Annotated in this window: 17 protein-coding genes, 1 tRNA gene and 1 pseudogene; 7 read left to right on the forward strand and 12 right to left on the reverse strand. The window is 68.0% G+C overall.

Annotation, left to right across the window (positions count from 1 at the left end; genetic code table 11):
- The first annotated feature begins 182 nt into the window (after window positions 1-182).
- From B1A87_RS15020 to B1A87_RS15035, 4 genes and pseudogenes are all read left to right on the forward strand, one after another.
- Window positions 183-1,628: a bifunctional glycosyltransferase family 2/GtrA family protein gene (locus B1A87_RS15020; protein ID WP_078029915.1), complete on the forward strand. Its 1,446-nt coding sequence runs from the start codon at window positions 183-185 to the stop codon at window positions 1,626-1,628.
- Window positions 1,629-3,728: a glycosyltransferase family 39 protein gene (locus B1A87_RS15030; protein WP_260680869.1), complete on the forward strand. Its 2,100-nt coding sequence runs from the start codon at window positions 1,629-1,631 to the stop codon at window positions 3,726-3,728.
- Window positions 3,729-4,159: 431 nt separating this feature from the next.
- Window positions 4,160-4,414: pseudogene (locus B1A87_RS24675) on the forward strand (glycosyltransferase family 39 protein); the annotation flags it as partial.
- Between the two features lie 64 nt (window positions 4,415-4,478).
- Window positions 4,479-5,816 carry a hypothetical protein gene (locus tag B1A87_RS15035; protein ID WP_313902479.1) on the forward strand — a complete coding sequence of 446 codons (1,338 nt, stop codon included), beginning with the start codon at window positions 4,479-4,481 and terminating at the stop codon, window positions 5,814-5,816.
- A 54-nt stretch (window positions 5,817-5,870) separates the two neighbouring features.
- Here the strand turns inward: B1A87_RS15035 and B1A87_RS15040 are convergent, their stop codons facing one another.
- The 4 genes from B1A87_RS15040 to B1A87_RS15055 form a co-directional block, all read right to left on the reverse strand.
- Window positions 5,871-6,551, reverse strand: coding sequence for an HAD-IA family hydrolase (locus B1A87_RS15040; RefSeq protein ID WP_078029914.1), 681 nt, complete (start codon window positions 6,549-6,551; stop codon window positions 5,871-5,873).
- A gap of 76 nt (window positions 6,552-6,627) precedes the next feature.
- Entirely contained in the window at window positions 6,628-7,002 is a 375-nt protein-coding gene (locus B1A87_RS15045) for a VOC family protein (RefSeq protein ID WP_078029913.1), read from the reverse strand.
- A gap of 48 nt (window positions 7,003-7,050) precedes the next feature.
- Window positions 7,051-7,686 (reverse strand): uracil phosphoribosyltransferase, encoded by a 636-nt coding sequence (gene upp, locus B1A87_RS15050; protein WP_078029912.1) that lies wholly within the window; start codon window positions 7,684-7,686, stop codon window positions 7,051-7,053.
- 12 nt (window positions 7,687-7,698) lie between these two features.
- Window positions 7,699-8,505 (reverse strand): phosphatase PAP2 family protein, encoded by an 807-nt coding sequence (locus B1A87_RS15055; RefSeq protein ID WP_078029997.1) that lies wholly within the window; start codon window positions 8,503-8,505, stop codon window positions 7,699-7,701.
- 59 nt (window positions 8,506-8,564) lie between these two features.
- Between B1A87_RS15055 and tadA the strand changes: the two genes are divergently transcribed.
- Window positions 8,565-9,116: a tRNA adenosine(34) deaminase TadA gene (tadA, locus tag B1A87_RS15060; RefSeq protein WP_078029911.1), complete on the forward strand. Its 552-nt coding sequence runs from the start codon at window positions 8,565-8,567 to the stop codon at window positions 9,114-9,116.
- Between the two features lie 89 nt (window positions 9,117-9,205).
- Here the strand turns inward: tadA and B1A87_RS15065 are convergent, their stop codons facing one another.
- From B1A87_RS15065 to B1A87_RS15080, 4 genes are read right to left on the reverse strand one after another with little or no spacing between them, the layout of a single operon-like run.
- Entirely contained in the window at window positions 9,206-10,459 is a 1,254-nt protein-coding gene (locus B1A87_RS15065) for a DNA glycosylase AlkZ-like family protein (protein ID WP_144275831.1), read from the reverse strand.
- A 4-nt stretch (window positions 10,460-10,463) separates the two neighbouring features.
- Window positions 10,464-11,576, reverse strand: coding sequence for a glycosyltransferase family 4 protein (locus B1A87_RS15070; RefSeq protein ID WP_078029910.1), 1,113 nt, complete (start codon window positions 11,574-11,576; stop codon window positions 10,464-10,466).
- Between the two features lie 7 nt (window positions 11,577-11,583).
- Window positions 11,584-11,982 carry a 6-carboxytetrahydropterin synthase gene (locus B1A87_RS15075; RefSeq protein WP_078029909.1) on the reverse strand — a complete coding sequence of 133 codons (399 nt, stop codon included), beginning with the start codon at window positions 11,980-11,982 and terminating at the stop codon, window positions 11,584-11,586.
- Window positions 11,983-11,986: 4 nt separating this feature from the next.
- Complete coding sequence (locus tag B1A87_RS15080) at window positions 11,987-12,994, reverse strand: zinc-binding alcohol dehydrogenase (protein WP_078029908.1); 1,008 nt, start codon at window positions 12,992-12,994, stop codon at window positions 11,987-11,989.
- A 126-nt stretch (window positions 12,995-13,120) separates the two neighbouring features.
- On the opposite strand from B1A87_RS15080, the gene B1A87_RS15085 reads away from it, so the two are divergent.
- Window positions 13,121-13,210, forward strand: a tRNA-Ser gene (locus B1A87_RS15085).
- 136 nt (window positions 13,211-13,346) lie between these two features.
- Here the strand turns inward: B1A87_RS15085 and B1A87_RS15090 are convergent.
- From B1A87_RS15090 to B1A87_RS15100, 3 genes are all read right to left on the reverse strand, one after another.
- Window positions 13,347-13,952: a dihydrofolate reductase family protein gene (locus B1A87_RS15090; protein WP_078029907.1), complete on the reverse strand. Its 606-nt coding sequence runs from the start codon at window positions 13,950-13,952 to the stop codon at window positions 13,347-13,349.
- 234 nt (window positions 13,953-14,186) lie between these two features.
- Window positions 14,187-14,963, reverse strand: a complete 777-nt coding sequence (locus tag B1A87_RS15095) for a type 1 glutamine amidotransferase domain-containing protein (RefSeq protein WP_078029906.1) — start codon at window positions 14,961-14,963, stop codon at window positions 14,187-14,189.
- Window positions 14,964-15,050: 87 nt separating this feature from the next.
- Complete coding sequence (locus B1A87_RS15100; RefSeq protein WP_078029905.1) at window positions 15,051-15,389, reverse strand: hypothetical protein; 339 nt, start codon at window positions 15,387-15,389, stop codon at window positions 15,051-15,053.
- A 237-nt stretch (window positions 15,390-15,626) separates the two neighbouring features.
- On the opposite strand from B1A87_RS15100, the gene B1A87_RS15105 reads away from it, so the two are divergent.
- Window positions 15,627-16,193 (forward strand): SRPBCC family protein, encoded by a 567-nt coding sequence (locus tag B1A87_RS15105; protein ID WP_144275832.1) that lies wholly within the window; start codon window positions 15,627-15,629, stop codon window positions 16,191-16,193.
- Between the two features lie 12 nt (window positions 16,194-16,205).
- Here the strand turns inward: B1A87_RS15105 and B1A87_RS15110 are convergent, their stop codons facing one another.
- Window positions 16,206-19,346: an efflux RND transporter permease subunit gene (locus B1A87_RS15110; RefSeq protein ID WP_078029904.1), complete on the reverse strand. Its 3,141-nt coding sequence runs from the start codon at window positions 19,344-19,346 to the stop codon at window positions 16,206-16,208.

The following is a 19,346-nucleotide window of genomic DNA, read 5'->3' on the forward strand; positions in this document are numbered from 1 at the left end:
CCCGGATCCGCGTGATCCGGGGCCCTTCGGCGTCTGTGCCAAGGCTTGCGGCCTGGAAAGTGGTGCAAAAATGCGGCACCCGGACGGCGGCCCGGGCCCTCCTGTGCGGCGGCCCGGAGTTCCACAGCCCGTGCACAGCTTCGACCTAAAACCCTCATATGGGACGCGGCCACAGTTGATGCATGACGCTCACAGACCAGGCCTCCGGATCCCAGCCGCACCCTCCGCTGCACCCCCAGCCGCATGCTCCCCGCCACGCCGCGCTGGCGTCCGGACACGGCCCGGCCCGCACGCTCACGAGGCACCCGCGGCGTTCACCCATCGACACCGACGCCGCGGTCCCCGTGCTCGACGTGACCATCCCGGTGTACAACGAGGAACGTGACCTGGAGGAGTGCCTGCGCCGGCTGCACGCCTACCTTCGCGGCACCTTCCCCCATTCATTCCGCATCACCGTGGCGGACAACGCCAGCACAGACGGCACGCTCAAGGCCGCCGAGCGCGTGGCCAGGGAGCTCCGTGAGGTCTCCGTGGTGCACCTCGAGGAAAAGGGCCGCGGCAACGCCCTCCGGAAGGTGTGGCTGGCTTCGCCGTCGCCCGTCCTGGCCTATATGGACGTGGACCTCTCCACCGACCTGGCCGCCCTGGGCCCCCTCCTGGCACCGCTGATCTCCGGCCACTCCGACCTCGCCATCGGCACAAGGCTGACGCGCAATTCCCGCGTGGTCCGCGGACCCAAGCGCGAGTTCATCTCCCGCAGCTACAACCTCCTGCTCCAGTCCCTGATGGGTGCGCACTTCAGCGACGCCCAGTGCGGCTTCAAGGCCATCCGTGCCGACATCGCCCAGCAGATCCTGCCCCACACGGTGGACAACGCATGGTTCTTCGATACCGAGCTCCTGGTCCTCGCCGAGAAGTGCGGCCTCCGCGTCCACGAGGTCCCGGTGGACTGGACCGACGACCCCGACTCCAGCGTGGACATTATCCAGACGGCCCTGGCCGATGTCCGCGGCATGGCCCGGCTCAGCAAGGACATGCTGTCCGGGCGCATCCCCGTGGCGGAGCTCCGGGCCGCCCTGACCCGCGGCCCCCTGCCCGCGGGTTCCCGCAGCCAGGAGCAAAGCCCGGGCGGCAGCCTGTTCGGCCAGCTGGTGCGCTTCGGGACAATCGGCGTGGCGTCCACCTTGGCGTACCTGGTGCTCTTCTTCCTTTGCCGCAACCTCATGGACCCGCAGCTCGCCAACCTCCTGGCCCTGCTCACCACGGCCGTGGCCAACACCGCGGCAAACCGGCGCTTCACGTTCGGCATCGCCGGCGGCAGCGATGTTGCCCGCCACCACTTTGAAGGGCTGCTGGTCTTCGGGATCGGGCTGGCCCTCACCTCCGGGGCGCTCGCCTTCGTCCACGAAAGCACGACGCCGGACCGCTGGCTGGAGCTGGTGACCGTCTCTGCGGCCAACCTGGCGGCCACCGCCGTGAAGTTCCTGCTGTTCAGGCTGTGGGTGTTCCGACGGCGGCAGTCGCCGCCGGAACCGACGCCTGCCGCCGCCAGCGCCACAGCCACCGCCGCCGCCGCCACCGAATCCGAGCCCTACACATCCGAGCTCCGCACAGAAGAGGCCAGGTAAATGACCGCCACCAGCCACACAGCCTCCGCCCCTGCGGTAGGCGTCAAGCACACCGACACCACGGACGCCGGAACGAGGGGCGCCGGAAATACGGACTCCGGAACCAAGGACCCCGGACAGCACGCTTCAGGGCCGGTCATGCCCGGGGCCCCCGCCTCGAATTCACGCCTCCGCTCGCTGCTGACAGGCAACCAGCCGCGCTGGGTCCGGCCTTCGGCCGCGCTGCTGCTGGCGTTCTCGGCCGTCCTGTACCTGTGGAACCTCGAGGCCACCGGATACGCGAACTCCTTCTACGCCGCGGCCGTCCAGGCAGGCACCAAGGACTGGACTGCACTGCTGTTCGGGTCGCTGGACGCAGGCAACGCGATCACGGTGGACAAGCCCCCGGCGGCCCTGTGGATTCCCGGCCTCGCGGGACGGATCTTCGGATTCTCGCCCCTCAGCGTGCTGGTGCCCCAGGCGCTCATGGGGGTGGCCGCCGTCGGGCTTTTATATCTGACGGTGAAGCGGGTGTCCGGTCCGGCCGCGGGGCTGCTCGCCGGGGCGGTGCTCGCGCTGACCCCGGTGGCCGCCCTGATGTTCCGGTTCAACAACCCGGATGCCCTCCTCACGCTGTGCCTGGTGCTCGCCGCCTTCCTCACCACCCGCGCCATTGAAAAGGCGGGCTGGAAATGGCTGGCCGCGGCCGGTGCCGTGATCGGGCTGGCGTTCCTGACCAAGATGCTCCAGGGATTCCTGATCGTGCCCGGCCTCGCTCTCGCGTACCTCTGGGCCGCACCCGCCCCGCTCGGCCGGCGGCTGCTGCACCTGCTGGCAGCGGCCGCCGGGATTGTGCTGGTGGCAGGCAGCTACATTGCCCTGTTCCAGCTCACGCCTGCCTCGGAACGTCCGTACATGGCCGGTTCGGAAGGCAACAGCTTCCTGGAGCTCACGTTCGGCTACAACGGCCTGGGCCGCATCACCGGATCGAACGGCGGCGCACCAGGAGGAGGCCTGGGCAGCGGCGGCCTGGGTGGCGGCCCCGGCGGCGGCCTGGGCGGCAACGTGGGCTTCGGCGGGGCGGCCGGGATCACCAGGATGTTCGGCGCCAGCTTTGGCGGCGAAGTGTCCTGGCTGCTTCCCTCGGCCCTGATCCTGCTCGCGGCCGGCCTCTGGTTCACCCGCCGCGAAGCCCGCCCCTCACGCACGCGGGCAGCCCTGATGCTGTGGGGCGGCTGGCTGCTGGTCACCGCGGGGATCCTGAGCTTCATGGGCGGCACGGTCCACCCGTACTACGCCGTCGCCCTGGCCCCGGCCATCGCCGCCCTGATTGGCATCGGCTCCGTCGAGCTGTGGCGCGGGCGCGGCTACTGGCCCGCGCGGATCGTCCTGGCCGCCGCTGTCCTGGCCGGGTCGGTCTGGTCCGCAGTGCTCCTGGGCCGGGACGCTTCCTGGCTGCCGTGGATCAGGATCGCGGCCGTGGTCCTGGGCGTTCTGGCGCGGCAGCGCTGCTGGTCCGGCTCGACAGCCACCACGCTGTTCCGGCACGGTTCCGGCGGGCGGCAGCGGCGGCGTCGTGGCGCTTTCGCTGCTCGCCGGGGGCTCGGCAGCACGGCCTGGACCTTTGCCACCGCTTCCCAGCCCCATTCCGGTTCCATCCCGACGTCGGGCCCCACCGCGTCCGCGATGGGCGGCCCCGGCGGGCAAATCGGCAGGCTTGGCGGCGCGGACGGCCAGGCTGGCGGCGCGGACGGCGCCGCGGACGGCCAGGCTGGCAGCGCCGCTGCGCCGGACTCCGAGCTCGCCTCGCTGCTGAAGTCCAGCACGGCGAGATGGTCCGGGATCGTCTCGGGCGCCAGCCAGGCCGCGAGCCTGGAACTGGCCACAGGGACCAATGTGATTGCCCTGGGCGGCTGGAACGGCGGCGACCCCTACCCCACACTGGCGCAGTTCCAGGAAATGGTGGCCAACGGCGAGATCGGCTACTTCATCTCCGGCGGAGGCATGGGTGGTGGCGGCATGGGTGGCGGCGGCCCCGCAGAGGAAACTCCGAGGTGGCCACGTGGGTGGCTGCCAACTTCGAGGCCCAGACCGTGGGCAATTCCACCGTGTACAAGCTGAGCAAGTAGGCAACCATGACCAACACCATTCCCCTGGCACCCGGCACCCCGAGCCGCCGGGTTCCGCCCCCGCCCAGCCGACCGGCTCACGCCCCGCCGCACACACCGGTCCAGCCAGTGGCCCGGCCGCACCCCCGGACCGGGCGCCAACCAAGTCGGCACAGCCGTCCCGGGCAACGCCGGTCCGGGCACAGCCGTCCCGGGCGCCGCGGCCAGGAACACGGTGGCCGCCATGCGGGCACGGCTGGAGCTTGCCGCGCTTCTCCTGGGAACGGCTGCCCTCTACCTGTGGAACCTGGGCGCGTCCGGCTGGGCCAACGCGTTCTACTCGGCGGCGGCCCAGGCGGCTCGCAGGACTGGACGGCGTGGTTCTTCGGCTCGTCCGACGCCGCGAACGCCATCACGGTGGACAAACCGCCTGCCGCGCTGTGGATGACCGGCCTCTCCGTGCGCCTCTTCGGGCTGAACTCCTGGAGCATCCTGGTGCCGCAGGCGCTCATGGGAGTGGCCACCGTATGGATCGTGTACCTTGCCGTGCGCCGTGCCGCGGCCCCGGCCACCGGCGATGGCCGGCTGGCCCACCTCGGCGGCCTGCTGGCGGGAGCCGTGATGGCACTCACTCCGGTGGCGGTCCTGATGTTCCGCTTCAACAACCCCGACGCCCTGCTGGTGCTGCTCATGACGGCGGCCGCTTACGCGGTGCTGCGCGCCATCCAGGACGCGACCTTCCGCTGGCTCCTGCTCGCCCGGCGTGCTGCTCGGCTTCGGATTCCTCACCAAGCAGCTCCAGGTCCTGCTGGTAGTGCCGGGCCTGGCCGCCGCTTACCTGCTCGCGGCCCCTGCCGGGCTGGGCAAGCGGGTGCTGCACCTCACCGGCGCCGGCGCCGCCATGGTGGTGGCTGCCGGCTGGTGGCTGGCCGCCGTCGAACTCATCCCCGCGGAAAACCGCCCGTACATCGGCGGCTCGCAGACCAACTCCATCCTGGAACTGACGCTGGGCTACAACGGCCTGGGCCCGCTCAGCGGCGACGAGACCGGCAGCGTGGGCGGCGGAGGCGGCTGGGGAACGCCGGGGCTGCTGCGGCTGTTCAACAGCGAGTTCGGCGGCCAGATCGCGTGGCTCCTCCCCGCCGTCCTGATCCTGGCCTGCGCGCTGGTGTGGATCGGCCGGCAGGCACCGCGAACGGACGCTGTCCGTGCTTCCGTGGTCATCTGGGGCCTGTGGGTGCTGGTCACCGGCCTCACCTTCGGCTTCATGGCCGGGATCATCCATCCCTACTACATGGTGGCGCTGGCGCCCGGGATCGCGGGCCTGGCCGGTCTGGGCGGGATTCTGCTGTGGCAGCGGCGCGACCGTCCCGCCGCCGCGCTGCCGCTGGCCGCTGCGGTGGCGGCCGCGGGCAGCATGGCGTTCCAGCTGCTGGGCAGGTCTCCGGCCTACCTCCCGTGGCTGCGCTGGGCCGTGCTGATGGGCGCACTCGCCGCGGCTGTCCTGCTCCTCGCAGCAGCCGTCCGGGGCGCGCGGCCCGGCGCCGCACCTGCCGGGACGGCACAGCCGGGAAAGTTGCAGGTGGGGAAGACGCTGCATCGCACGACGGCGGCACTGGCCGTCGCGGCGGTCCTCGCCGCGCCGCTGGCGTACTCCCTTACCACCGCGGCCACAGCCCATGCCGGTGCCATTGTGAGCGCAGGGCCGTCGGTGACCGGTGCAGCGCGGGGCAATCCGGGCGGTTTTGGCTTGAGGGCACCCGGCACGCGGGGAACCGGCGCCGCGGCAGGCCTCGGGGGCGGCGGGATGGGCGGGCTCCTGGGCACCAGCACGCCGTCGTGGGTTCCAACCCCGGCCGGATACCAGCTGGCCACCGAACTTCCGGTGATGGCCGTGGGAGGGTTCAACGGGACGGATCCCGCACCAACGCTGGAGCAGTTCCAGCGGCTGGTGGCCGACGGCAAGATCCATTACTTCATCGGCGGGAGCATGATGCAAGGTGAAACGGGCTCGGACGCCGCCGCCAGGATCTCAGCATGGGTGGCGGCAAACTTCCAGGCCCGGACCGTGGGCGGCGCGACAGCCTGCGACCTGTCCTGACCGGCAGGGCGGCTGCCGCCCGCGCGTCAGAGCACGCGCGTCAGAGCACGCGCGTCAGAGTACGAAGGAAATGACCCGGCGGCCGTCGGCATCGGCCTCCACCGAAGCCGAAACCGCGGAATAGTCCGGGATGTGGAGGACGCCGTCCGGAATGACGCCAGCGTTCGGGCCCACGGCCACGGTGCGAATTCCGGCCGCAACGCCGGCGGCGATACCGGCGGGCGCGTCCTCGAAGACCACGGCCTCTTCGGGCGCCACGCCAAGGAGTTCAGCGGCGCGCAGGTAGCCTTCCGGATGCGGCTTGCCCCGGGTGACGAGATCGGCCGTGACGGCCGTGGCCGGCATGGGCAGGCCCGCCGCGTCCATCCGGATGTCCGCCAGGATCCGGTCGGCGGACGTCACCAGTGCCACGGCGTCCCCGGGGAGGCTGCGAAGCAGATCGGCGGCCCCGGGAAGAGCCACGATGCCCTCTGTCCGTACCCGTTCCATCGCGCCGAGTTCAGCGGTGAGAGCCACCACGTCAGCACCTGCCGGGGCGAAACGCCGCACCGTGTCGCCCGCCTGGACGCCGTGGGAGGTCCGCAGAATCTCCGCGATGTCCAGGCCGTAGCGCGCGGCGAACTCACCCCACACCTGTTCCACCACCGCGGTGGAATCCACCAGGGTGCCGTCCATGTCGAACAGGACAGCGCGGGCAGTCAGGGTTGCGGCGACGGAATCGGCAGGCAGGTTCATGAATCCATCCTGCCTCACCACACACGCAGGCCGCGTGTCTGTTACTTTGGCCGCTGGAGACGTGGCCGGTGCGGACCTAGGTGGCGGACCGGGGGATGTACTGCACCGCCCACTTGTTGCCGTCGGGATCGGCGAAGTAGACGAAGTGGCCCCACGCCTGGACGTCGACGTCGCTGACGTCCACGCCGTTGGCCTTGAGCTGGCCATGGGCGGCGTGGATATCGCTGACCACCAGCTGAAGGCTCGGCGCCGTGCCGGGAGGGGCATCGTTGAGGCCCTCGCCGATGGCAATCGAGCAGCCGGAGCCCGGCGGGGTGAGCTGGACGAAGCGGATGCCGTCCATGGGCCGCTCGTCGTAGTCGGCGTTGAAGCCCACCTTGTTGACGTAGAAATCCTTGGCGCGGTCCACATCGGACACAGGGACAAACACAAGTTCGAGTTTCCAGTCCATGGTGCACAGGCTAGCCGGGCACGCTGGGTTCCGGAAGACCCGGACCGGTCAGCCGGCGATGCCGTACAGGCGGTCTCCAGCGTCGCCCAGGCCGGGCACAATGTAGGACTTCTCGTTCAGTTTCTCGTCGATGGAGGCCAGGACGATGGTGACGTTGGCGTCCGAGAGCTCTTCCTCGAGTTTGGCGAGTCCTTCCGGGGCGGCCAGCAGGCAGATGCAGGTGACATCCGAGGCGCCGCGCTTGAACAGGAACTTGATGGCCTCGCGCAGGGTGCCGCCGGTGGCCAGCATGGGGTCCAGGACGAAGATCTGCCGGTCCGTCAGGTTCTCCGGCAGGCGCTCCGCGTATGTGATGATGTCCAGGGTTTCCTCGTCCCGGGCCATGCCCAGGAAGCCGACCTCGGCGGTGGGGACCAGCTTGGTCATTCCCTCGAGCATGCCGAGGCCGGCTCGGAGAATGGGAACCACCAGCGGCGTGGGCTTGGTGAACGCGGTGCCCACGGTGGTGGAAACCGGCGTTTCGATGGTCACCGGCTGCGTGCGGACGTCGCGGGTGGCTTCATAGGCGAGGAGCGTAACAAGCTCCTCGGTCAGCTGGCGGAAAACCGGCGACGGGGTGTTCTTATCCCGCAGGACGGTGAGTTTGTGGGCGACCAGCGGATGGTCCACGACGAGTGTGCGCATGCGTCAAAACTATCATCCGGAGGCTGCCTTCCTGCCCCGGCTTCCGGCATCTCCACCGGCCTCGGGGGCCTCCTTGTCCGGCAGGTGTGCGGGGTGCTCGAAGGTGGGTGCCGGCCCTGCGTGCTCCCGGCGCCGGATCACGTGGAACAGCCTGTGGGCGAGGATCACCATGCCCACCCACGCCAGCCCGAGCAGCCAGGCGGCCATCACGTCCGTCATCCAGTGGTGGCCAAGGAACACCCTGCTCAGGCCCATGGCGATGATGAACACGGCCCCCGCCGCGACGACGCCGGCCCGGACCCAGGTCTTTTTGACCTGGAGGCACACGAGGTAGACCACCACGCCGATCACCACCGTGCTGTTGAGCGTGTGGCCGCTGGGAAATGAGGGAGAAAACTCGAAGGGAGGCACGGCATCGATGTGGTCCGGGCGGGTGCGGCCCAGGAGCGTCTTGCCCACGCTGGTGGCCGTAACGGAGACGGCGGCGGCGCCGCCCACGAGGATGAGGGGCCGCCAGCTGCGGCTGACATAAATCAGCCAGGCCACGAGGATGCTCGCCAGGATGGGCATGCCGATGCCGCCGCCAATGTTGGTGAAGGCGGTGACCGTGCTGTCCAGCCACGGAGTCCGGTACTGTTTGGCGAGTTCGAGGGCAGGTTTGTCCAGGCCGGAAACACCGTTCTGGTCCACCACGCTGTCGTACACCTCGGCTCCGAGCAGCGTCAGGGTGATCACCAGGATGCCGCCGACGATGAGCGTGATCCAGAGTGCCGCGTACGGGCCCAGCCACCGGCCGAACCGATCAGTCACCGATTTCATCATCTCTCCCGGCGAGGTGCCCTCAGAAGCTAAGTACCCTTAGAAACTATCATTGACCCATGACCCCGGCAGATCCACAACACGTCGAATGGATGGGCCTTGCCCTCGAAGAAGCCCGGCGGGCCCTGGCCACCGAGGACGTGCCCATCGGCGCCGTCGTCATCGGTCCCGACGGCACCGTGCTCGGATCGGGCCGCAACGAACGGGAGGCGCACGGGGATCCCACTGCCCACGCGGAAGTCGTGGCCATCCGTGAGGCTGCCGCCCGGCTCCGTGAGCGTTCCATCCCCGACGGCGGGCGCGGCGACGGCTGGCGGCTCGAGGACTGCACACTGGTGGTGACGCTGGAGCCGTGCGCCATGTGCGCCGGGGCTATCGTGCTGGCACGGATCCACCGGGTGGTGTTCGGGGCCTGGGACGAGAAGGCAGGCGCGGCCGGATCCGTCTTCGATATCCTCCGCGAGCGCCGGCTCAACCACTGGGTGGAGGTCTACGCGGGGGTGCAGGAGGAGGAATGCGGTGCGCTGCTGCGGGACTTCTTTCGCGCGCACCGGAGCGGCGACGCCGGGCGCCCGCCTGGCGGATCAGCGGATCCTTCGCCGGTGGCGTAGCGGGCGGCTCAGCGGCCGGGCGGCTCAGCGGCCGGGCGGCTCAGCGGCCGGGCGGCTCAGCGGCCGGCCTGGCCGTTGGCGGCTGTCTCTTATACACATCTAGATGTGTATAAGAGACAGCGTTCCTGCCGTGAGGCCACCGAATCCAGGCTGAAGGACCGGAAATCACCCAGGTCCTCCTGGATCCAGGCCTCCACCTCGGCGATGCGCTGCTCCGCGGCGGGCGTGGGGCCATCGAAGAGCCAGTACGCGATCCTGGCCCTGCCCGGATCGTACTGCCACAGCCCGATGATCCTGCCGCGGTCCAGAATCGGGTGGTCCGGCAGGTCGGCCAGCAGCGCAACGGCGGACTTCAGCACCTTCCTGCCTTTGTCCGCCTCCGCGAACAGGTCGGCGGAGTTCCGCCGCTGCAGGACGAGCGAGTCGGTTCCGGCCAGCAACTGGATCTGTTCCTCCTCCGGCGGCGCAAACACCGCGAGGCGTTCGACGTCGTCGGGCAGCATCCACAGCACGTCGCCGCCGGCGGTGGGCTGCTCCACGGCTCCGACCTCGGCCAGCGCGGCCTTGCTGTGGGCCACCGTGAAGCCGGTGAACCACTGGGACTGTTTGAGGGTGGCGCCGCCCGTCCAGCCCAGGTACCGGCTGATCAGTTCGGTCCGGGCCTGCTCCGCGCCGAGCTTGCCGGGCGGCAGCGACCAGAGGGTGTAGGCGTAGCGCTGCTGGTCCAGGCGTCCGTTGACGGGAACCCGCCGGATCCGCCCGTCGGCCTGCAGCAGTCCCAGGGCCGTGGGCAGCGTGGTGGCCACGCCTTTCTTCTTGCCTTCCTCGCCAAGGCTCCGGACCGATTCGCCCAGCTCGTCCTTGAGCTGTTTGGGATCCATCGGGCCCTCGGCCTCCGAGAGCACATGCAGGATCTGCTCTTCAAGCAGCGTCATCTCGCCCCGGTCCACTCCCAGCCTGCCGAGCACCCTGAAGGCTTCTTCCGCGTTCTTGCCCAGGCTCAGGGCCCAGGCAAAGTCCTCCCGGCCCAGGACGTAGGTGCAGCCGCGCGCCGCGGGAAGCTCGTGGATCCTCAGGTCAAGGACGTCCTGGTCCACCCGGTCGCGGCGGATCCCGGCGCGGGCGAACAGGGTGAGGTACGGGTTGGCGCCGCCCACCGACCTCGCCCAGCCGGCCCGGGCCAACACCTCTTCCGGTGTGGCCCCGGCGAGCGTGCCGTCCAGCCCCTGCCGGTGCCAGGCCCAGGCGCGGAGCAGTTCCGGCGTCAGGTCCGCGCCGTTGAGTCCTGCCGCGCTGAGTCCCGCTGCGTTGAGGCTTCCAGAGGACGAGACGTGGATGGTCATGGGCTCATTGTCCATCAGCACGCCGTTCCGAGGAATGGCCGGGCCCAGGTGCCGGTCCGCCGATGATTTCCAGGACCTGCCGGGCGGTCGCGTCCCAGCCAGGAAGCCGGTCCCTTCCGGCGAGCGCCGCCTGGCGCCACTGCGCTTGCAGCTCCGGCCCGCTGAGCCAGCCGCGCAGCACCGCGGCGAGCGGTGCCGGGTCCGTGTCAAGGACGACGGCGGCCCCCGGCAGCCGGGATCCGCCGCCTTCCTGCGCGGCCAGGTCCACGGCACCCAGGTTCAGCGCTTCGACGGCGCCCGTGCCGCTGCGGACCACCACGGGAACGCCGTGCGCGAGCGACTCGGTAACCGCCATCCCGAACGCCTCAACCCTGGACACCAGCAGGCTGAGGTCGGCCGCATGCCATTGCTCTTCCAGCGCGGATCCCCTCAGTTCGCCGGCAAGCCGCACGCGGCCCTCCAGTCCGTACTCGCCCAGGGCTCCCCTGACCTCCCGCGCGTAGTCCGGGTCCGCCTCATCGGAACCGACCAGTGCTGCCGTCCATGGCAGGTCCTGCACCTGGGCGAGGGCGCCGAGGAGGAGCATCTGGTCCTTGTTCGGCAGCAAGGCAGCCACGGAGAGCAGGTGCGGCGGATTGGAACCCACGGCAGGCTCGGCTTTCTCCGTGCCGGGCAGCGCGACGTGGACCCTGGCGGCGCCGTGGCGCCGGGTGATGTCAGCGGCGGCGGAACCGCTGGTGCAGATCACGCCGGCGGCCGCGCGGAGCGCCCGGATCTCGAGTTCCGGATGGTCGATCAGCGGCATGTGCAGCAGGATCCACGGGCGTTGCCCGCCCTCAACGGCCGCTTCCAGTGCGTCAGGAGCGCCGGAGGCGATGAGCCCGTCCACGATTGTGACTGCATCACCGTTTCCGGTTCCCCGGACCAGCAGGCCAGCCAGCCGCCGTCGTTCTTCAGTGTTGCCTACCGGCCATGTACCCTCCACCGGTTCCACGTCCACTCTGACGCCCAGCTGCGAGAGTCCGCGCGCCAGGGCCGCGTTGTAGACGTTGCCGCCCGAGTTGTGGCGGATGTTGCCGGGGACGAGCAGCCGGACCGCGGACGGGCGGGGTTGCATGATGCGGCTAACCGCGGGAGAGGTCGAGGGCGAAGGAGGCCCAGGCGTCCGGGTTTTCCCGCAGGGTGACGTCCAGGCCGGCCAGTTCGCGGCCGTCGCCGTCTTCACGGAGCCGCCCCGCCACGGCCTCCGCGATGTACTGCGCCAGTGCCTCGGTAGTGCTGAGCTTGCCGGCGAAATCCGGGTGATCGTCCAGGTTGCGGTAGTTGAGCCCGGCGAGCACCTCCTCGAGGATGCCGCCGGCCGCGCCGATGTCCAGGACGATGGCGTCGTCGTTGAGGGCCCGACGGCGGAAGGTCACCTCCGCCACAAACGTGGCCCCGTGCAGGGCCTGGGCGGGCCCGAACGCCTCCCGGGGAAGGCTGTGGGCGATCATGAAGTGGCGGCGGACGGTCAGGCTGAACACTTGTTTACCTCATGGTTTCTGTGGTCGGGTATTCGATGACGTGGCACAGCGCATCCAGGGTGCCGTCCGAAAGCTGCCGGACGACGTCGGGCAGTTCCGTGAACGCGGAGCTGCCCGTGAGGAAGGCGTCGAAGACCGGGTCCTTCAGCAGGCCCGCCGCGGTCTCCAGTCGGTCTGCGTTGGTGCGGCGGTGCCGGCGCGCCCTGGCGACGGCTCCCACCTGGCTCGCGCGGATGGACAGCCGGCGGGCGTGGAAGTCCTCCCCCAACGGCAGGCTGACCCGCCGGTCCGCGTACCAGGACATCTCGATGATCTCGCCTTCGTCCCCGACCAGCTTGAGGCTGCGTTCCAGGCCGCCTTCCGAGGCGGAGCAATGGAAGACGATGTCGCAGTCCGGAAGGGCGTCATCCGGGTGCGCGAAGTCGACGCCCAGGGCATCGGCCAGTTCCTTGCGTGCGGGGTCCAAATCGACGAGCTGGAGCCTCGCCAGCGGAAAGGTCCGCAGCAGCGTGGCCACCATGCCGCCCACCAGTCCGGCGCCGATCACCGCGATGCGGTCACCGAGCCTCGGCCCCGCCTCCCAAAGCGCGTTGACGGCGGTTTCCACCGTGCCGGTGAGCACCGCGCGGCGGGGCGGCACGCCGTCGGGAATCCGGGTGAGCGAGGCGAGCGGGACGACGTACCGGTCCTGGTGCGGATGCAGGCAGAACACCGGCTGGCCTGCCCAGTCCTCCGGACCTTCCTCGACAATGCCCACGGAAAGGTACCCGAACTTCACCGGCCAGGGAAAGACGCCTTCCTGGTGCGGGGCCCGCATCTGCTCTGCTACGCAGGGCGGAACGGACGCATGGTGCACCACGAGTTCGGTGCCCTTGCTGATTCCGGAGTACAGCGTCCGGACCAGTGCCTCCCCGGGGCCCGGCGCGGGCAGCTCCTCGGCGCGGAGCTCGCCCTGGTTGGGGCCGACGGTCCAATAGGCGGTTGCTTCTGCAGGCTGCTGGGAAATACTCATCTTGCTGATGAATCTAGTGCCCCGGCCGCGCGAGCGCGAAGAACCGGGCCGGCACGGGCCGCGTGGCGGACCCCGGAGAGCGCCGTTTTGTGGATGCGCGCCTTGCTCCGGTACCCTATACAGGTTGGTGACGTGTCCGAGCGGCCGAAGGTGCAACACTCGAAATGTTGTTTGGTGTCAAAGCCAACGTGGGTTCAAATCCCACCGTCACCGCCAAATGGCAAGGCCCCCGCTTCCCTTATCTACAAAGGGAGCGGGGGTTTTGTTTTGCCCAGGAATAGGCCCATTGGCAATGCTTTTCCTACGGCGTGCCCGCCCAGCCGCTAAGTTTGCGCCGGAAGCGCCTACGGAGTTAGCTGACGCGGCGATAGCGGATGTGGGTGGCCAGCGGTGAGTGAAGCACCTCGGCGGGTTCGAAACCGAAGGATTCAACCCCGTCGAAAATGCGCTCGCCCGCACCGAGCAGGACCGGTGCAATGTCTAGGGTGAGTTCGTCGATGACGCCGGCGATCAGTGCCTGTCGGACGGTCGAAGCCCCGCCGGCGATGTCCACGCCTTTGTCCCCCGCGGCCTGGCAGGCTGCGGCGTAGGCCGCGTCGAAGCCCTCGGTGACGAAGTGGAAGGTCGTCCCGCCGTCCATCTGAATCGGGTCATGTTCGAAACGCGTCAGCACGAACACCGGCGCGTGGTACGGCGGTTCGGCTCCCCACCACCCGGTCCATTCCTCATCCCAGTCCCCGCGGACCGGGCCGAACATGTTCCGACCCATCACATACGCACCCCGCGGGCGCATGAGCCACTCACTCGCGACCTTGTCGGCATCGTTGGCTCGCGGGTCGCCGATGTGCCAGCGGTGCAGCTCCAGCCCCCGCTTGCCCAGGGGGGCCTCGCGGCTCTGGTCCGGACCGGCGACGAAGCCGTCCAGCGAGATCGACATGTGGCAGGTGGTGTCCGGCATAGCGAGTCTCCTGAGTGATTGCGACTTGCATCGGTCGCGTGATTCTGGGGAGCCTAGCACGTGATGGCATCCCCGCCGACCCCCTCCGGCCGCTGGTCGCCGGTTCAAATCCCATCGTCTCCACGAATGAGAAAGGCCCTGCTTCCCTTGTTAACCAAGGGAAGCAGGGCCTTCTGCTTTGTCTGGGACGTACCCGTTGTCGGGGCGGCCGCCAGTTTCAGTGCGCTGTTGGTATTAGTGCTCCGCTTCCGCGGCAGCCTTCTTGGCGTTCTTCTCGGCGTCCTTCTCGGCGCGCAGAGCCTCCGTCTCGTGCTGTTCCTCGGCTTTTTCCTGGTGGATGACCTGTGCGAAGAGCTTCTCCATCTCCTTGGCCACGCCGGCGGCTGAGGCCGGGTTCTGGCCGGTCACCAGCCGCTCGTCAACCACGACCTTCTCCTCAAAGACGCCAGCGGAGACGTGGGTGGCGCCCTGTTCCTCAAGTCGGTCTGCCAGAAAGAACGGGATGACCTTGTCCTTCCCTGCGGCGACCTCCTCGTCGTTGGTGAAGGCGGCCACCTTCCGGCCCTCGACGAGGCGGAACCCGTTCGCCAGTTCCACGTTCACCAAGCCAGCCGGTCCGTGGCAGACCGCGCCCACCAAGCCGCCGGCGTTGTAGACGCTGGCCACCAGATTCTGCAGGCCTTCGCTGTCAGGGAAGTCCCACATGGTGCCGTGGCCGCCCACGAGGAAGACGGCATCGTACTGTTCGGGATCAACGACGTCGACGCGGGCAGTGTTGTAGAGGCCGGCGCGCGTGGTCTCGTCCTCCGTGAAGGCGACCTGGATGGGATCTTCTGAGTCCACCTCGTCGCGCGGGGGCTGGCCGCCCTTGATGGACGCAAAGTCGACGAAATGCCCGGAATCCTTGAAAACCTTCCAGGGATGTGCAGCTTCGGCCACGTTGTAGCCGGTCTTCTCTCCGGTATCGCCGATCTCGGAAACGCTGGTCAGTACCATGAGGATTTTCTTCATGAAGTGTTCCTTTCGTCTAGCTTCCTTTTGTTTACAAGGGAAGCAGGGCCCTTTGCTTTGTTGCGGGTCCGTTTCTTCGCTCCGGCGCTACATTGCGGCGGGGTGCTGGTCTCCCTTGTGTCCGCGCAGATTTTCCTGGACCTTGCCGAACAGGTCCTTGATGGTGGATTCGGTGTTGGTGAGCATGTCCGGCTGGACATAGACGTTCTGGGTCGGGGACACCGTGTAGGTGGTCCGGAGGCCGCCGCTGCTGTCCACTCCTTCCAAAGCGATGGTCACTCCGGCGTCCTTCCGGGCGATCGCGCCGATCCGTCCGAACACCAGGGTGGCCTCATCGGGCTGAAAGCTGACCGTGAGTCCGATGTGCGTCCGGTTGAGGTCTGTGGCCGCCACAGCCTTCTCGTTGCCGGTGCCTTCGTAATTCATGACTACTCCTTGCGTGAGAGAAATCGACTTACGCCATGAGTCTATGGCCGGCCTGTTAACGCCGCATAGGCGGCTCTTGAACCCGGTACCCGAAGCGAGGGGCGGTCCCGCACCTCAGGCACGCACCGGCGCGTCCACGGTGCGTTGAGAAGGCCCCAGTGTCTTCGAGAAGGCATTGAGTAGACCGGCGGCAAGCGCTTGAATGGACTCCAGATCTCCCACCGTCAGGAGCCCGCGATGAATGCCAGAAGCGCCGACTACGCCTTCCTGACCACCTGGCGCGTGGCCGGAACCACGGACGACGTCGCTGAACTGCTGAGCGACCCCGTCGGCCTGGCCCGCTGGTGGCCGTCGGTCTACCTGTCCGCGGAACTCCTGCACGCGGGCCAGGAGAACGGCGTGGGCCGGATGGCCAGGCTCCACACCAAAGGCTGGCTGCCCTACACCCTCCGCTGGACGCTGACCGTCACGGAACCAATAACCAATAAAGGGTTCGCGATCCGGGCCACCGGCGACCTGGACGGCACCGGGCGGTGGACCTTCGAGCAGGACGGCCCGGAGGCCGTCATCACCTATGACTGGCGGGTGACCGCCGCCAAGCCGCTGCTGCGGCGCCTCAGCTGGCTGCTGAAGCCCGGGTTCTCCGCCAACCACCGGTGGGCGATGGCCCGGGGGCAGGACAGCCTGGCGCTCGAGCTGCGCCGCAGACGGGCGGGAACCGACCCGCAGACGGTGCCCGCACCGCCGCCGCCCACGTTCCCGCGATTGGCGGGACGTGGGCGGCGGACCGGCCAGGCCGGTTGAGCGGAGTGACAGCTACGCGTTAGCCAGTACGGGCTCCTTCGGCGGCGCCTGGTGACGGCGCTCCTTCGGCTTGCCGAACCGCAGGTACAGCGACGGAACCACGAAGAGGTTGAGCAGCGTGGACGTCACCAGCCCGCCGAGGATCACGAGCGCCATGGGATGCTCGATCTCGTGGCCCGGAATGTTGCCCAGGACCACCAGCGGAACGAGGGCCAGCCCGGTGGCGAGCGTGGTCATCAGGATCGGTGAAAGCCGCTCCCCCGCCCCGCGCAGCACCAGCTCCGGGCCAAAGTGCATGCCCTCATACTTCTCCAGGTGCTGGCAGTGGTTGATGAGCAGGATGCCGTTCCTTGCCGCGATGCCCATGACGGTCAGGAAGCCCACAATGGAGCCCAGTGACAGCACTCCGCCTCCTAGGAAGGCCGCGAACACGCCTCCCACGAGGGCGATCGGCAGCGTGAGGATCACCAGTGTGGCCAACCGCCAGCTGCCGAAGGCCACCTGCAGGAGTAGGTAAATCACGGCCAGCGCCCCGATGGCGAGGGTCAGCAGCGTGTTGGTTGCCGCTTGGCGTTCTTGGAACTCGCCCAGGATTTTCGTATGGAAGCCCGGAGGCAACTCCACTTTCTTGAGTCCTTCCTCCATGGCCGCAACAACGTGGCCCAGCTGGCCTTCCTTCACATTGGACTCGATATCGATCCGCCTCGAGTGTGCATCGCGCTGGATGACGTTCGGGGTCGGTTTGAGCTGGATACTAGCCACATCGGACAGCAGGATTTTCTGACCGCTGGGGGTATCAATGGGAAGGTTCCTGATGCTGGTGATGTCGGAGCGGACCTCTGGCGGACTCCAGACCTGCACGTCATATGCCTTGCCGCCCCTGTACACGTCACCGACTTCTTCACCGGCGACCAGCGTCGCCGCGGCCCGCCGGATGTCGCCGGGCTTCAGACCGTAGCTCTGGGCCCGTTCCAGATTGACCTCGATATTGATCTGTGGAATGTCCTTTTGCAGGGCCGTATGGGGGGAAACGGTTCCTTCGGTCTGCTCAAAGATCGCCTGGATTTCCGCGGCCTTTGAACGCAGGAGCCCCAGGTCGTCCCCGTAAAGCCGGACGACGACGGCGTCGCTCGCGCCCGTCAGAACCTCACGGATCCTCTCCTTCAGGTAGGTTTGAACGTCGCGCACGATCCCGGGATACCCGTCCACGACTTCATGGATTGAGGCCAGCGTCTTGCTATAGTCCGCTGCTGGGTCGACGCTGATCCAGTTCTCACCGAAATACACACCCACGACCTCGTCGGCGTTGAATGCCTGCCCGATATGGGATCCGCAGTTCCGGACCCCCGGGATGGTCAGCAGTTCCGTGCAGGCCTTCTGGCTGACGCGGTACTCCTCCGTGACCGACGTGCCCGGCTGGGTCAGCCAGTGCATCAGGAAATCGCGCTCCTTGAAGTCCGGCAGAAGCGACTGCCCCAGCAGCGGTGCTGTGATGGCACCGATGGCCGCCATGGCGCCGAAGGTGGCGTAACCCGCCGCCGGACGCCTGATGATCCGGCTCAGGACCCAGCGGTAACCGCGCTTGAGCACGCGGACCAAGGGTGGTTCCTGCTCCTTTAACGGGACCTTGCGCATGAAGATCAGTGCAAGGGCAGGGGTCACTGTCAAGGCCACAGCCATCGATGCCAGCACCGCCAGCGTGTAGGAGATGGCCAGAGGCCTGAAGAAAGCGCCCGTGAGTCCCTGGAGGAAGAAGATCGGCACCGCGGCTGCGATGATGATCAGCGTGGCATAGACGATCGGTCCGCGGACTTCCAACGAGGCCTCCAGGACCACCGAGGCGGTGGAGCGGGTTCCACCGGAAGCCCGGTGCTGTCTCAACCTTCGGATGATGTTCTCGATGTCGATGATGGCATCATCCACCACCACCCCCACGGCGATCACCAGCCCGGCCAGGACCATGGTGTTCACAGAAGCACCGGTCAGATAGAGAACGGACGCAGCCGTCACCAGCGAGAGCGGGATCGCGATCAGGCTGATGAGCGCCGTCCGCCACTGGAAGAGGAACGCTCCCAGCACCATGACCACGAGGATGCAGCCGAGCAGGAGCGCACGGCTGAGGTTATTGAGGGACTCCTCGATGAAGGTCGCCGGACGGAAAATCTCCGTGTCGACGTTAATGCCGCTCAGCCCCGGCTCCATCTGCCGCAGCGCTTCCTCCACGCCCTTCGTGACTTCCAGGGTGTTGCCCCATGGAAGCTTCTCAACGATGAGCATCAGCCCCTCGCCCTGGTTGATCACGGCATCGCCAATGAGCGCCTGATGGTCTTCCACTACATTGGCCACGTCACCGAGGCGCAGCGGCTTCCCGTTCTTCTCCTCGATGGTGATCTCCGCGAGGTCCTTGGGAGTGGTGATGGGCAGCACATGCTGGACGCCGATGCGCTGGTTGGGCGTCCCGATGTAGCCGCCGGTACCAATGACGGCCCCCGGAGAATACTGGAGCAGGCCGGCATCCAGCGCATCCGCTGTGACTTCCATGACCTGATTCAGCGAGACATCGTTGGCCTTCATCTTCGCCGGGATGGCCTGGACCTGAAGCATCTGCAGCCGTTCGCCCCAGATGGCGATGTTGGCCACGCCGGGCACCCGCAGAAGGTGGGCGCGGATTTTCCAGTAGGTGATCATGGACATTTCCATCAGCGAACGCTCATCCGACGTCAGGCCGATTTTCATGACCCGGCTGGTGGATGACAGCGGCTGCAGCATCACCGGCGGCGCCGCCCAGGTAGGCAGTGACGGAGTGACGTTGGCGATGCGCTCCGAGACGAGCTGGCGGGCCTTGAGCAGGTCAGCCCCCGGGGCAAAGAGGAGCACGATCGAGGACAGCTGCTCGACGGACTTGGAACGAATTTCGTCGAGTCCTTCGACGCCGTTGAGGGCGTCTTCGAGTGGAACGGTCACCAGCTCTTCCACTTCGGACGCAGTCAGGCCGATGCAGATGGTCTGGATTTCGACCTTCGGTGGCGCGAACTCCGGGAAGACATCCACCGATGCCGTGCTGAGCTGGACGCCGCCGAACGCCATTATTGCCACTGCTATGGCCACCACCAAGGCGCGGAATTTCAGGCTGAACCCGACAATCCGGCGCAT

This window comes from Arthrobacter sp. KBS0703, from assembly GCF_002008315.2.
GTDB lineage: Bacteria > Actinomycetota > Actinomycetes > Actinomycetales > Micrococcaceae > Arthrobacter.